Genomic DNA, 12,583 nt, shown 5'->3' with positions numbered 1-12,583 from the left:
GATGGCCGCCCCGCGGTCCTTCCTGTGGAGCCGTCGGATCTTCCTCGCCCTCCTCACCGTCTTCGTGCTGCTGCCGGTGTACGTGATGATCTCCAGCTCCCTGAAGCCGCTGGAGGACGTGTCGGGGAAGTTCGCGTGGATCCCCTCGGGCCTCACCGTCCGCCCGTACTTCGACATCTGGGACACGGTCCCGCTGGCCGACTACTTCACGAACTCGTTGATCGTGGCCGGTACGGCGACCGTCTGCTCCGTCGCCGTCGCGGTGTTCGCCGCCTACGCGGTCAGCCGCTACTCCTTTCGCGGCAAGCGCGTCTTCACGGTGACGGTGCTGTCGACCCAGATGTTCCCCGGCATCCTGTTCCTGCTGCCGCTGTTCCTCATCTACGTCAACATCGGCAACGCCACCGGCGTCGCCCTCTTCGGCTCCCGCGGCGGCCTGATCCTCACCTACCTCACCTTCTCGCTGCCCTTCTCCATCTGGATGCTGATCGGGTACTTCGACTCGGTGCCCAGGGACCTCGACGAGGCGGCCAGGGTGGACGGCTGCGGTCCGCTCGGCACCCTGTTCCGGGTCGTCGTGCCCGCGGCGGTCCCCGGCATCGTCGCCGTCGCCGTCTACGCGTTCATGACCGCCTGGGGCGAAGTCCTCTTCGCCTCCGTCATGACCAACGACACCACCCGCACCCTCGCCGTCGGTCTGCAGGGCTACTCCACCCAGAACGACGTGTACTGGAACCAGATCATGGCCGCCTCACTCGTCGTCAGCCTGCCCGTCGTCGCCGGCTTCCTGCTCCTCCAGCGCTACCTCGTCACCGGTCTCACCGCCGGCGCCGTCAAGTAGCCACCGGCACCACGGCCTTCCACCGCTCCAGCACGTCCACCCAGAGAGGCTCTCCGTGTCCGAATCGCTCGACCTCGCCGCCTTCCCCGCCGACTTCGCCTGGGGCACGGCCACTTCCGCCTACCAGATCGAGGGCGCCGTCACCGAGGACGGCCGGGCACCGTCGATCTGGGACACCTTCTCCCACAGCCCCGGCAAGGTCGCGGGCGACGACCACGGCGACGTGGCCTGCGACCACTACCACCGGTGGCCCGAGGACATCGCCCTGATGAAACGGCTCGGCACCGACGCCTACCGCATGTCCGTCGCCTGGCCCCGCGTGGTGCCCTCCGGTGACGGCCCGGTCAACGCGGCCGGCCTCGACTTCTACGACCGTCTCGTCGACGGCCTCCTCGACGCAGGCATCACCCCCAACGTCACCCTGTACCACTGGGACCTTCCCCAGACCCTCCAGGACCGCGGCGGCTGGACCGTCCGCGACACCGCCGAACACCTCGCCGCCTACGCCTCCGCCGTCGCCGGCCGGCTCGGCGACCGCGTCACCCAGTGGGCCACCCTCAACGAACCGCTCTGCTCCGCCTGGATCGGCCACCTGGAGGGGCGCATGGCACCGGGTCTGACCGACCTGACCGCCGCCGTGCACGCCTCCTACCACCTGCTGCTCGCCCACGGCCTCGCCACCCGGGCGATCCGCGCCGCGTCCCCGGGGGCACAGGTCGGCCTGGTCACCAACCACTCCCCCGTCGCGGCTGCCTCGAGCCGCCCGGAGGACATCGCCGCGGCCGCCCGCATGGACGGCCACACCAACCGCTGGTGGCTCGACCCCGTCCACGGCCGCGGCTTCCCCGCCGACATGCGCGAGCTGTACGGCGTGGACCTGCCGGAGCGCGCGGGTGACCCGGAGACCATCGCCGCGCCCCTCGACTGGCACGGCCTCAACTACTACTTCCCGGCGACCGTCACCGACGATCCCCGGGGGCCCGTCCCGTACGCCCGTGAGGTCAGGCTGCCCGACGTACCGCGCACCGGCATGGACTGGCAGATCGACGCCGGGGGCCTGGAGGCCCTGCTGCTGCGCCTGACCGACGACTACGGGGTACGCAAGCTGTACGTCACCGAGAACGGTTCCGCCTTCCCGGACACCGTCTCGCCCGACGGCACCGTCCACGACCCCGACCGCGCCCGCTACCTGGAGCAGCACGTGAGCGCCTGCGCCCGGGCGGTCCGCAAGGGCGTGCCGCTGGCCGGCTACTACGCCTGGTCCCTGCTCGACAACTTCGAATGGGCCTACGGCTACGACAAGCGCTTCGGCCTCGTCCACGTCGACTACGCGACACAGGTCCGGACCGTGAAGACCAGCGGCCTGCGCTACGCGGAGATCATCCGTGCCCACCGGGAGTCCCACGCCTGACCGCACCGGCTCCGAGTGCCCTGTCGCCGGCTGCCACGAGGGCACGCCCGGCGGCAGTGCGGGGCGCGGTGGAGGACGCGCCGCGTCAGGCGGAGTCGCGTACGACCAGTTCCGGCTCGAAGACCAGGGTCCGCGGTTCGCTGCGGGTGCCCCGGATCTGCTCGTCGAGCATCCTGGCCATGGCCGCCGCCATCTCCTCCACGGGCTGGCGCACCGTGGTCAGTGGCGGCCGGCACGTGACGGCGATGGTCGAGTCGTCGAACCCGACGACGGCGACGTCCTCCGGTATGCGCCGGCCCAGTTCCCGCAAGACTTGGCAGGCGCCCTGGGCCATCAGGTCGTTGGCCGCGAACACGCCGTCCACATCGGGGTGTTCGCGCAGCAGCGCGGTCATGGCCGCCGTCCCGCTGTCCAGGGTGAAGACGCCTTCGGCCACCGGAGGACTGTCGTGCCCGGCGCGGGCCAGGGCGTCACGGAATCCGGCGAGGCGTTCCCGGCCGGCCCTGAGATCCGGCGGAGCGCCGATCACCGCGACACGGCGGCAGCCGCGGGACAGAAGGTGCTCCCCCGCCAGGTGTCCGCCCGCGTAGTGGTCCAGATCGACGCATCCGACCGGTGTCGTCCGGGTGGGACGTGCGAACAGCACCGTGGGGACCCGGGCCGCCAGGAGCATGTCCGGCAGCGGGTCGTCCGGGTGCACGGAGACCACCAGCGCACCGTCCGTACCGCCTTGCCCCACGTAGGAGACCACCTGCTTCCTCGCCGCCTCCGACTCGGCGAACAGCAGCACCGGCTGCGTGGCGCGTGCGCGGAGATACCCCACGACGCCGGTCACGACACGGCCGAAGAACGGGTCGGCGAACACACGGCCGGCGAAGGCGTCGCCCGCGCCGGAGACGATGAGGGCCACCGCCCCGGTGCGTCGGGTGACCAACGCCCTCGCCGCCCGGTTCGGCGTGTATCCGGTCCGCTCGATCGCGCTGCGGACCAGGTCCTGGATGCTGGGATCGACGTTGCGGACGCCGTTGACGACCCGCGAGACGGTCGCACGGGAAACCCCCGCCACCCGTGCGACGTCCTCCAGCGTCGGGGCCTGTCTGCTCATAGGGGGAACTCTAATCGCCGGGCACTCCTGCGGACCCGGGACGGCCGGTGCCCCCGGACTCACGCCCGACACCGGCGCGGCGGCCCCGTCGGCGGTGCCCGTCGTCAACGGCAGAAACCCACCGACCGCGGTCACCCACCGTGGACAGGTCCAAGGCGGCCATCTCTGCTCCCCTCAGGACGTACCGGCCCGCCACGGGGACGGTCGTTGTAGTGGTACGGGGGAAGCGCCGGACGACTCACGGTCCCGAGCCGTCCGGCGCTCGTGGGCCGGACGGTCAGGCCGACGCCAGCCCCGCGCTGTAGCTGGAGAAGAGGAGGTAGTACTTCGTTCCGTCCAGGACGTTGGTGGCCGCCTGGATCCAGGAGCGCGCGTAGGCGGTCTTGAAGTCGTTGCACCTGCCGGTCGCGCGGAAGCAGACCTTCACGTCGGTCATGACGTTGGCCTTGATGTTGATGTCGGCGCAGTACGGGCTCGTCGTGGCCCACCCGGTACGCGGCCACCTGTGCAGTTCGCCGAGGGGGACGGTCTCGTAGCCGACCGAGTGGTCGTAGCAGGCTTGGGCTCGGGCCGGCGTGGCCGCGGCCGGTACCGTGGCCGCGGCCGTCACACCTCCTGCAGCCAGAGCAACGGCCATCACAGAACGCATCACACGCGAGTGCGGTTTCATTGTTCCCCTTTCTCGTGGTCGGCCGGTGGCCGAACCCGTTGGAATGCGCCGCGGGTTCGGCGCTCCAGAGATTGCCGGTCAGGTTGGGCCCGGGCCACAGCATCCGTTCACTTGGGAGACCGCGGGACGTCCCACGCTCTGACCTGCCGGGATGCCCGGTGCGGTGCGGCACGCACGGGACGGCGGACGGCGTGGGCCCTGGCCGGAAGAGACCGATCCGGCGGGTCGGACCGAAGCCGGCAGTCGAGTGTGGTGTACCGATGGGGAACGACTGCCTTGCGGGGCAACGGACAACTGTGCATGTGAGCAGGGGGCGTCATGCTGCGTTGGAAGGAACTGCCGGATTCCCTGGACCCACGAGTGCGGCAACTCGTCGTCCAGTTGAGAAGGCTCAAGGACCGCAGTGGGCTGAGCCTGGAGTCGCTGGAGACGAAGACCGGCATCAGCCGTTCGTCCTGGGACCGCTATCTGAACGGGAAGACCCTGCCGCCGCGCCGCGCGGTGGAGGAACTGGCGCGGGTTTCCGGGGCGGACGGCGTCCGCCTGCTGGTTCTGCACGAAGTTGCCGAGGACGCCTGGAAGCGGCAGAGCGCCCCGTCCCGTCCGGAAGGCGCGACGGCCCCGGCGGCCGACGTCCGGGGGGAGGAACCGGTACCGGTGAGCGATGCCCGGCCGTCGACGGTGCGCAAGGGCGTGGCCCTCGCGGCCGTCGCGGTCGCCGCCGTGGCCGGCATGGGCGTCGGGATGGCGGTGTCCTCGGCGTGGCACGGTGAACGATCCGCCGATGACCAGGTCAAGGCCACCGTGGCGGCCCCGGGCCCCAGCAGCACCACGACCCATGCGAAGGTCGGCGGCAAACCGTACGTCTTCCGGCCCGGCACGTCCTATCCCTGCGAGGTCCGCCGGAGCAAGGCGACCGGGGAGGGGCTGTACGCCGGATACAGCGTGACACGCAGTGCCGTCCTCGCGGGGCCCGGGTGGGACGTGGTGGAGGCCCAGTGCCTGCTTCGCCATCGCCACTTGGAACCCGGGGTCGTCGACGGGGTCTACGGACAGCAGACCATCGCGGCCGTCATGCGCCTGCAGGAGAAGGCCGGGCTGCCCGCGGACGGCGTCGTCGGCCCGCACACCTGGCAGGTGCTGCGGGGATGACCGACGGTGCACCGGAGTGCGCGGCTCTGGCCGAGGCACTGCGCGGGGTCCGGGCGCGTACCGGGCTGAGCCTTGCGGCGCTGGCCGAGCGGACGGCGTACAGCAAGTCGTCCTGGGAGCGCTATCTCAACGGGAAGACGCCGGTGCCGCGCCAGGCGGTCGAGGCGCTGTGCGCCACGGCCGGTGAACCTCCCGGGCGGCTCCTGGCCCTGTGGGAACTGGCGGACGCCGAATGGAGCGGGCGCGCCCGCCTCTCCCGCCCTGCCCCGCAGCCCTCCTCCGTCGCCGAGCCGACGGACGCCGGGAGTGAGGGGGCCGTCCCGCGACGGTTGGGACGCCGGCGTTGGCCGATCGTCGTCGCCGGTGGCGCGGCGGCCCTGACTGCCGTGACGGCGGCCCTGACCGTTCCGGATTCCGGCACCGGTGGACCGACGGGCCTGACGGTGTCCCCCGCGCTCGATCCCCCGCCCGAGTGCCACGGGGCGACATGCGACGGCATGGATCCCGGCCGGGCTTCCTGCGGGCTGCCCGGCCGGGCCGACTCACTGGGCCCACCGCACCACACTCGCACCGGTACGGGTGTGGAGATCCGGTACAGCAGCGTGTGCGCCGCCGCGTGGGGCAGGATCTGGCACGCGAAGGTCGGGGATGTCCTCGAGCTGTCGGCCCCCGGAGTCCGACCGCGCAAAGTCGTCATCGACAGCACCGCGGACACCGACGTCTACCGCTTCACGGCGATGATCGGTGCTCCGGACCGGACCGGGCTGAGGCTGTGCTTCACCGCGGCCGGTAAGACCGACCGGGAGTGCTTCCGGGCATGACGGTCCGGCACCCGACGAGGGACCACACCAAGGCACCGTCCGAGTCCCCTGTCTTCCCCGACGTGTCACGACGCCCGGCGGTCCGGGACGGACAGCGGCCGGGTGGCACGAGGGCTGACAAGCGCGTCGGCCCCGTCAGGCCGTGAACAGGTCACAGCCGGACCGGGCCGACGCTCGCCACGGGGGGTTCCGCTGCTTCTTCAGGTCTGTTCGAGCGACTTCCGGAAGGAACCGCCGCGCTTCAGTGCGCGCTCGATGCTCTCCAGGGACCTTCCGCGGGTTTCCGGCACCTTCGCCGCCACGAACACGATGCACATGACGTTCATCAGGGCGTAGAAGGCGAACGTCCCGGATCGGCCGATCGCCTCGATGGCCGTCAGGGCGGTCACCGCGATCAACAGATCGACTCCCCACAGCGTGACGGTGGCCAGGCTGGTCGCCGGGCCACGCACACTCAGCGGCAGGATCTCCGGGCCGATGAGCCAGACGACAGCCTGGATTCCGGCGCCGTTGAACAGGCCCCCCGGCCGGGCACCTACCGGCTGGCGGCTCCCTACCGCATCCCGCGCGGTACCCCCTGCCCTGACGGCCTCTGATGATCCGTCCCGCCCGGCACGGACCGTGCGGGCTCGGCACGGGCCGCCCCTATGACGTCGTCGTCTCCGGGCCACCTACGTGGACCATCCTGGTCAGCCGAGGAAACTCAGCCGCACCCGGCGGTCGGGATTGTCCCGGTTGGTGTCCACCAGGCACACCGACTGCCAGGTGCCCAGTTCCAGACGGCCGCCGACCACGGGCAGCGTCGCGTGCGGCGGCACGAAGGCGGGCAGGACGTGGTCTCGGCCGTGACCGGGGCTGCCGTGTCGGTGCTGCCAGCGGTCGTCGGCCGGGAGCAGGGTGTGCAGGGCGGAGAGCAGGTCGTCGTCGCTGCCGGCGCCGGTCTCGATGATCGCGATTCCGGCGGTGGCGTGCGGGACGAAGACGTTGAGCAGGCCGTCGCGGCCGGCCGCCGCCTCGCGCAGGAAGGACTCGCAGTCACCGGTGATGTCGGCGACCCGCTCCGTCGAGCCGGTGGCGAGGTTGAGGACTCGGGTGGTGAAGGCATCGGGCATGAACCCATCCTGGCACCGCGGGAAGACCGGGGCCTCCGCCACCGTTAGTAGAAACGTGAACAACACACGCGAGGTCGAGGTTGTCGTCGTAGGGGCCGGCCAGGCCGGACTCGCCGCCGCCTACCATCTGCGGCGCACGGGGTTCGAGCCGGAGCGCGACTTCGTGGTGCTCGACCACTCCCCCGGGCCCGGCGGCGCCTGGCAGTTCCGCTGGCCGTCGCTGACGTACGGCAAGGTGCACGGGATGCACGCCCTGCCGGGCATGGAGCTGACCGGCGCCGACCCGGGGCGGCCGTCCGCCGAGGTGGTGAGCGGGTACTTCGCGCAGTACGAGCACACCTTCGGCCTGCGTGTGCGGCGACCGGTCGACGTACGCGCCGTGCGCGAGGGGACGGCCGGGCGGCTGCTCGTCGAAACCTCGGCCGGGTCGTGGTCGGCGCGTGCGCTGATCAACGCGACCGGCACCTGGGACCGCCCCTTCTGGCCGCGCTATCCGGGGCAGGAGACGTTCCGGGGACGGCAGTTGCACACCGCGCAGTACGCGGGGCCCGAAGAGTTCGCCGGGCAGCGGGTGATCGTGGTGGGCGGCGGCGCCTCCGGGACACAGCACCTGCTGGAGATCGCGCCGTACGCCGTGGCCACCACGTGGGTGACCAGGAGGCCTCCGGTGTTCCGCGAAGGGCCCTTCGACGAGGAGGCGGGCCGGGCGGCGGTGGCGCTCGTGGAGGAACGCGTGCGGCAGGGGCTGCCGCCGAAGAGCGTCGTGTCGGTGACCGGGCTGCCGCTGAACGACGCGATCCGGGCCGGGCTGGAATCGGGCGTACTGGACCGCCGGCCCATGTTCGACCGGGTCACGCCCGAGGGGGTGGAGTGGGACGACGGGCGGCGGGTGACGGCGGACGTCATCCTGTGGGCGACCGGATTCCGGGCCGCCATCGACCATCTGCGTCCCCTGCGGCTGCGGGAGCCGGGCGGCGGCATCCGTGTCGAAGGGACGCGCGCGGTCACCGATCCGCGGATCCACCTCGTCGGCTACGGCCCGTCCGCCAGCACCATCGGTGCCAACCGTGCGGGGCGCGCGGCCGTTCGGGACATCAGGCGGCTGCTGGCCGAGGAGGAACCGGTCCCCGCGTGACGCCCCGGCCGGTCATTTGGCGGCCTCGGCCTTCTGCGACGCGCTCTGCCGGAGGCGGTCGAACTCGGCCACGTTGCGCTGGTGTTCGGCGTAGTCGGCGGTGAAGCGGGTGTCGCCCGGCTTGACCGTGACGAAGTACAGCCAGTCACCGGGGGTGGGATTGATCGCGGCGCTCATCGCCTCGTCGCCCGGGTTGGCGATGGGGGTGGGCGGCAGCCCCATGCGCTGGTACGAGTTGTAAGGGCTGTCGATCTTCGTGTCCTGGGCCGTGGTCCTCAGGGTGGAGCGGCCCAGCGCGTAGTTGATGGTGGAGTCCATCTGCAGCGGCATGCCGCGTTCCAGCCGGTTGAAGATCACCCGGGCTACCTTGCCCATGTCCTCCTCGGTGGCGGCCTCCGCCTGCACGATGCTGGCGATGGTGACCGCCTGATAGACGTTCAGCGCGTTGCGCTGGGCGCCTGCGGCGACCGGGGCGCCCGTGAACCTCTTGTCGGCCTTGTCGACCATGGCCGACAGCAGCTTCTCCGGGGTGGGACTGCCACCGAGGGGGTAGGTCGCGGGGAAGAGGTAGCCCTCGGGGTTGCCCTCGGCGTCGTCCGGGAGCTTGAGACTGGCCTTGGCCAGGGATTTCCTGGTGGTGCCCGCGGGCAGGGCGAGTGCCTTGTCGACGGCCCCGTACACCTGGGTCGCGCGCCAGCCCTCGGGGATCACCAGGGACGTGGGGCGGGACTCTCCCCCGTCGTCCGTCGTCAGCAGAGGCACCGCCACCGCGCTGCCGGCCACGACGGCGCCGGCCGCGATCAGGGCGACACGGCCCCGGCGCGTCAGCCGGACGGCTCTCCTGGGGGTTCTGGGGCCTTTGACGCCTGGGCTCCCGAGGCTCCCCCTGGCACCTCTGGCGTTTCTCGCGCTTCTCGCGTTCCGTGGCGGAGTGTTCATCTGCATGCGGGCACGGTAACCCCCATATGCATGCAAACCCGGCATATCTTCATCTTGTCGGCTCCAGTCGGGCGTCCCGGCGGACCAGCGCGGCATACCTCCCGTCCTGTGCCAGCAGCGCCTCGTGCGTGCCCTGTTCGACCAGGCGCCCGGAGTCGAGGACCACGATCAGGTCGGCGTCACGGACGGTGGACAGGCGGTGGGCGATGGTGATCGTGGTGCGGTCGGCGGACAGGGCGTCGATGGCGCCCTGCACCGCGGCCTCGGTCCGGGTGTCCAGGGCACTGGTCGCCTCGTCCAGGACGAGGACCGGCGGGTCGCGCAGGATGGTGCGGGCGATCGCCAGGCGCTGCTTCTCACCTCCGGAGAACCGGTGGCCGCGCTCACCGACCACGGTGTCGTAGCCGTCGGGCAGGGCGGCGATGTGGTCGTGGATCTGGGCCGCCCGCGCCGCCGCCTCCAGCTCCGCGTCGGTGGCGTCCGGCTTGGCGAAGCGCAGGTTGTCGGCGACGGAGGCGTGGAAGAGGTACGTCTCCTGCGACACGACGCCGACCGCACGGGCGAGGGTGTCGAAGTCCAGGTCGCGCACGTCGACCCCGTCGAGGGTGACCCGGCCGTCCGTCACGTCGTACAGGCGCGGCACGAGGTGACCGAGCGTGGACTTGCCGGCGCCGGTGGGTCCGACCACGGCGAGGCTGCTGCCCGCGGGGACGGTGATGTCGATGCCGTCGAGCACCGGGCCGCCCTTGCCGCCGTAACCGAATCCGACGCCCTCGAAACGGACCTCGCCCTTGACGTGGTCGAGGTGGACGGCGTTCTCCCGTTCGGTGATGTCGATCGGCAGGTCGAGGTACTCGAAGATGCGCTGGAAGAGTGCGAGCGAGGTCTGGATCTGCACGCCGGTCTGCAGCAGGCTCACGGTCGGGCGGAACAGCCCCTGCTGGAGCGAGACGAAGGCGACGATCGTGCCGAGGGAGACGTCCGGTCCGCCGAGGCGCAGAGCGACGCCCGCGGTCCAGTAGATGACGGCCGGCATGGCGGCCATGACGATCGTGATGACGGCCATCCGCCAGCGGCCCGCCATGTTCGACCGCACTTCCAGGTCGACCAGGCTCTCGGACTCCTCCGCGAAGGCGCGCGTGAGCGAGTCGGAGCGGCCCATGGTGCGGCCGAGCAGAATGCCGCTGACGGAGAGGGACTCGGTGACCGTGGCGGCCATCGCGGCCATCTGCTTCTGACGTCGGGTGGTGATCTTCCTGCGTTCCCTGCCGACCCGGCGGCTGATCCACACGAACGCCGGGAGGAGCAGCAGCGAGACCACGGTCAGGCGCCAGTCGAGGACGACCATGGCGACGATCGTGGCGACCACGCCGGTGAGGTTCGAGACCAGGGAGGTCGCCGTGGAGGTGACCGTGGCCTGCATGCCGCCGATGTCGTTGGCGATGCGGGACTGGACCTCGCCGGTGCGGGTGCGGGTGAAGAAGGCGAGGGACATCTGCTGCAGCCGGCCGTAGACGGCGGTGCGCAGGTCGTGCATGACGCGCTGGCCCACGGTGGTGGAGATCAGGGTCTGCAGCACGCCGAAGACACTGGTGAGGACGGCGCCGAGGATCATGCCGAGGGCGAGCAGGCTCAGCAGGCCCGTACGCCCCTCGGGGATGGCGACGTCGAGGATCTCCCTGAGCAGGAAGGGCGTGGCGACCGACACCAGGGAAGCGGCGCCGACCAGCAGGCCGACGACCGCGAGGCGGCCGCGGTAGGGACGGAACAGCTTGAGGATGCGGCGCACCTGCCGGGGCTGTTCCTTGGCGTCGGCCGGTGCGGTCCAGGCGGATTCGCGATCGGGGTGCATGGGCTCCTTCGGAGGCGGCGAGGGGAGGCCCGCGAAACCCTGGGGCGGCAGGCACACGCGGCCGGCCGCAGGCGTTCGCGGACCTTACGGATCATAGGTCATTGTTACCTATACTCACAATGAACATCATCCTGTTATTGTTCCTGCATGACCGCCCCCGACCCCGACTCCGACGGCCGGCTCGCCGAACAACTGCTGCGGCTCACCCGCCGGGTGCACCGCATCCAGAAACGCCATCTCGAGCACCGCGACCTCGGCATCACCCCGGCCCAGTCGCGCCTGCTGCGCACGCTGGCGCACTACGGCTCGCCTCCGCGCATGGCCGACCTCGCCGAACGCCTGGAGGTCGTGCCCCGGGCCGTGACGACACTGGTCGACGGTCTGGAGGCGGCCGGGAAGGTCCGCCGCGTCCCCGACCCCGCCAACCGCCGCGTCATCCGGATCGAGCTGACCGACGACGGGCGCGAGGCCCTCAGGGAACTGCGCGCCGCACGCCGGTCCGCCGCCGAGGAGATCCTCGCTCCGCTGGCCGACGAGCAGCGCGCGGTGCTGGGCCGGCTGCTGGACACGCTGATCGACGGGCCCGACAGCGGCCGGGACCACCTCCACACCGTCTGACCCGGTGGCCGCGAGGCCCGTGCTCAGGCCTCCAGATCCGCCCTGTCCCCCATGACCACCACGGGGTGCAGGTCCGGGTCGAGCGTACGCAGCAGGTACTCCATCGCCGGCTTGGGCAGGCTGACGCAGGCCGACGTACCACTGCCGTGGTCCATGTGGAGCCAGATCGAACCTCCCTTGGACGAACCCTCGGGCCGGGTCGGGTCGTTCGGCGGGGTGCCCTTGACGCGGTTGTAGTCGATGGCGATGACGTAGTCGAAGTCGTGCCAGTACGACTTCGCCCACCAGTGCGGCGCCGCGAAGCTCGCGGAACGGCTGTAGGGCAGCCCGGTGCCGGGCGCCGGATCCGGGTCGGGGAGCACACCGCCCGCGTCGCTGAGCGTGAACACACCGACAGGGCTGCGCTTGTCGTTCTCGTGGTGGTCGGTCGTCCAGCCCTTCGTGCCGTTGTGCGCCTTCCAACTGCGGGCGCGGTGCCAGGTGGAACCCTGCTTCGTGTACAGCACGGCCGTGGAGTCGGCGGAATCCCTGCCGTCGCCGTACACCGCGACGACCTGGCGCGACTCGGCCGGGATGCGTCGCTGGAGCCGGTCGCCGACGCCGGGGACCGTGGTCGGGTCCGGCGACGCGGTGCCCGGGCCCGCCCCGCCGGGCGGCGCACTCGCCCCGGTGTCCGTCCCGTGCTCCGACGGGCCGCCGCAGGCGGACAGCGCCGCCATCGTCAGCAGGGACCCGAGAGCCGCCATCGCGACCGCCGTACGCCGTACGCCACCACTCGCCATCCGTCCATGGTCGCACTCGCTGCGGACATGCCGTCAGGACCCCGGCGGCCGAACGTGGGTGGGGCGGCCCGGAGGGGCACGGGCGGGGCGCGGCGGGCGCGTGGGGACGACGTGCCGCGCACCACAGCCGGATTCGTGCCGCACT

The 12,583-nt window shown here is 71.5% G+C and carries 13 protein-coding genes; 6 read left to right on the top strand and 7 right to left on the bottom strand.

Going from position 1 to position 12,583, the window contains the following annotated elements; genetic code table 11:
- Nucleotide 1: 1 nt before the first annotated feature.
- The gene (locus tag IG88_RS0101305) at nucleotides 2-841 is read left to right on the top strand and encodes a carbohydrate ABC transporter permease (RefSeq protein ID WP_031033910.1); all 840 of its coding nucleotides are present in this window, start codon (nucleotides 2-4) and stop codon (nucleotides 839-841) included.
- A 55-nt stretch (nucleotides 842-896) separates the two neighbouring features.
- Nucleotides 897-2,252 (top strand): GH1 family beta-glucosidase, encoded by a 1,356-nt coding sequence (locus IG88_RS0101300; RefSeq protein WP_031033908.1) that lies wholly within the window; start codon nucleotides 897-899, stop codon nucleotides 2,250-2,252.
- An 85-nt stretch (nucleotides 2,253-2,337) separates the two neighbouring features.
- Here IG88_RS0101300 and IG88_RS0101295 read toward each other — a convergent pair whose 3' ends face one another.
- A complete protein-coding gene (locus tag IG88_RS0101295) occupies nucleotides 2,338-3,357 on the bottom strand; it encodes a LacI family DNA-binding transcriptional regulator (RefSeq protein WP_031033905.1) in 1,020 nt (339 codons plus the stop codon).
- A gap of 277 nt (nucleotides 3,358-3,634) precedes the next feature.
- Entirely contained in the window at nucleotides 3,635-3,967 is a 333-nt protein-coding gene (locus IG88_RS0101290; protein WP_051851718.1) for a hypothetical protein, read from the bottom strand.
- Between the two features lie 378 nt (nucleotides 3,968-4,345).
- Between IG88_RS0101290 and IG88_RS0101285 the strand changes: the two genes are divergently transcribed.
- A complete protein-coding gene (locus IG88_RS0101285; RefSeq protein WP_031033900.1) occupies nucleotides 4,346-5,179 on the top strand; it encodes a helix-turn-helix domain-containing protein in 834 nt (277 codons plus the stop codon).
- Entirely contained in the window at nucleotides 5,176-6,000 is an 825-nt protein-coding gene (locus IG88_RS0101280; RefSeq protein ID WP_031033898.1) for a helix-turn-helix domain-containing protein, read from the top strand. Before IG88_RS0101285 ends, IG88_RS0101280 begins: the two co-directional genes overlap by 4 nt.
- Nucleotides 6,001-6,200: 200 nt before the next feature.
- On the opposite strand, the gene IG88_RS44070 is transcribed toward IG88_RS0101280, so the two are convergent.
- Together IG88_RS44070 and IG88_RS0101270 are read right to left on the bottom strand one after the other, a co-directional pair.
- Nucleotides 6,201-6,452, bottom strand: coding sequence for an MFS transporter (locus IG88_RS44070; RefSeq protein WP_031033896.1), 252 nt, complete (start codon nucleotides 6,450-6,452; stop codon nucleotides 6,201-6,203).
- Between the two features lie 237 nt (nucleotides 6,453-6,689).
- Nucleotides 6,690-7,112: a secondary thiamine-phosphate synthase enzyme YjbQ gene (locus IG88_RS0101270; RefSeq protein WP_031033893.1), complete on the bottom strand. Its 423-nt coding sequence runs from the start codon at nucleotides 7,110-7,112 to the stop codon at nucleotides 6,690-6,692.
- 55 nt (nucleotides 7,113-7,167) lie between these two features.
- On the opposite strand from IG88_RS0101270, the gene IG88_RS0101265 reads away from it, so the two are divergent.
- Complete coding sequence (locus tag IG88_RS0101265) at nucleotides 7,168-8,247, top strand: NAD(P)-binding domain-containing protein (RefSeq protein ID WP_031033891.1); 1,080 nt, start codon at nucleotides 7,168-7,170, stop codon at nucleotides 8,245-8,247.
- 12 nt (nucleotides 8,248-8,259) lie between these two features.
- Here the strand turns inward: IG88_RS0101265 and mltG are convergent, their stop codons facing one another.
- Nucleotides 8,260-9,015, bottom strand: a complete 756-nt coding sequence (mltG, locus tag IG88_RS0101260) for an endolytic transglycosylase MltG (protein ID WP_031033889.1) — start codon at nucleotides 9,013-9,015, stop codon at nucleotides 8,260-8,262.
- Nucleotides 9,016-9,235: 220 nt separating this feature from the next.
- Nucleotides 9,236-11,038, bottom strand: a complete 1,803-nt coding sequence (locus tag IG88_RS0101255; RefSeq protein ID WP_031033885.1) for an ABC transporter ATP-binding protein — start codon at nucleotides 11,036-11,038, stop codon at nucleotides 9,236-9,238.
- 147 nt (nucleotides 11,039-11,185) lie between these two features.
- On the opposite strand from IG88_RS0101255, the gene IG88_RS0101250 reads away from it, so the two are divergent.
- Entirely contained in the window at nucleotides 11,186-11,656 is a 471-nt protein-coding gene (locus IG88_RS0101250; protein ID WP_031033883.1) for a MarR family winged helix-turn-helix transcriptional regulator, read from the top strand.
- Between the two features lie 23 nt (nucleotides 11,657-11,679).
- On the opposite strand, the gene IG88_RS0101245 is transcribed toward IG88_RS0101250, so the two are convergent.
- Nucleotides 11,680-12,438, bottom strand: a complete 759-nt coding sequence (locus IG88_RS0101245) for a L,D-transpeptidase family protein (protein WP_031033880.1) — start codon at nucleotides 12,436-12,438, stop codon at nucleotides 11,680-11,682.
- Nucleotides 12,439-12,583 lie beyond the last annotated feature (145 nt).

The organism is Streptomyces sp. NRRL F-5650, from assembly GCF_000721365.1.
Taxonomy (GTDB): domain Bacteria; phylum Actinomycetota; class Actinomycetes; order Streptomycetales; family Streptomycetaceae; genus Streptomyces; species Streptomyces ardesiacus.
This window is presented reverse-complemented; position numbering and strand designations above follow the sequence as displayed.

Coding starts and splice junctions, on each gene's coding strand:
- IG88_RS0101305 (WP_031033910.1), top strand. CDS start 2: ATGGCCGCCCCGCGGTCCTTCCTGTGGAGCCGTCGGATCTTCCTCGCC.
- IG88_RS0101295 (WP_031033905.1), bottom strand. CDS start 3,357: ATGAGCAGACAGGCCCCGACGCTGGAGGACGTCGCACGGGTGGCGGGG.
- IG88_RS0101285 (WP_031033900.1), top strand. CDS start 4,346: ATGCTGCGTTGGAAGGAACTGCCGGATTCCCTGGACCCACGAGTGCGG.
- IG88_RS0101280 (WP_031033898.1), top strand. CDS start 5,176: ATGACCGACGGTGCACCGGAGTGCGCGGCTCTGGCCGAGGCACTGCGC.
- IG88_RS0101270 (WP_031033893.1), bottom strand. CDS start 7,112: ATGCCCGATGCCTTCACCACCCGAGTCCTCAACCTCGCCACCGGCTCG.
- IG88_RS0101255 (WP_031033885.1), bottom strand. CDS start 11,038: ATGCACCCCGATCGCGAATCCGCCTGGACCGCACCGGCCGACGCCAAG.
- IG88_RS0101250 (WP_031033883.1), top strand. CDS start 11,186: ATGACCGCCCCCGACCCCGACTCCGACGGCCGGCTCGCCGAACAACTG.
- IG88_RS0101245 (WP_031033880.1), bottom strand. CDS start 12,438: ATGGCGAGTGGTGGCGTACGGCGTACGGCGGTCGCGATGGCGGCTCTC.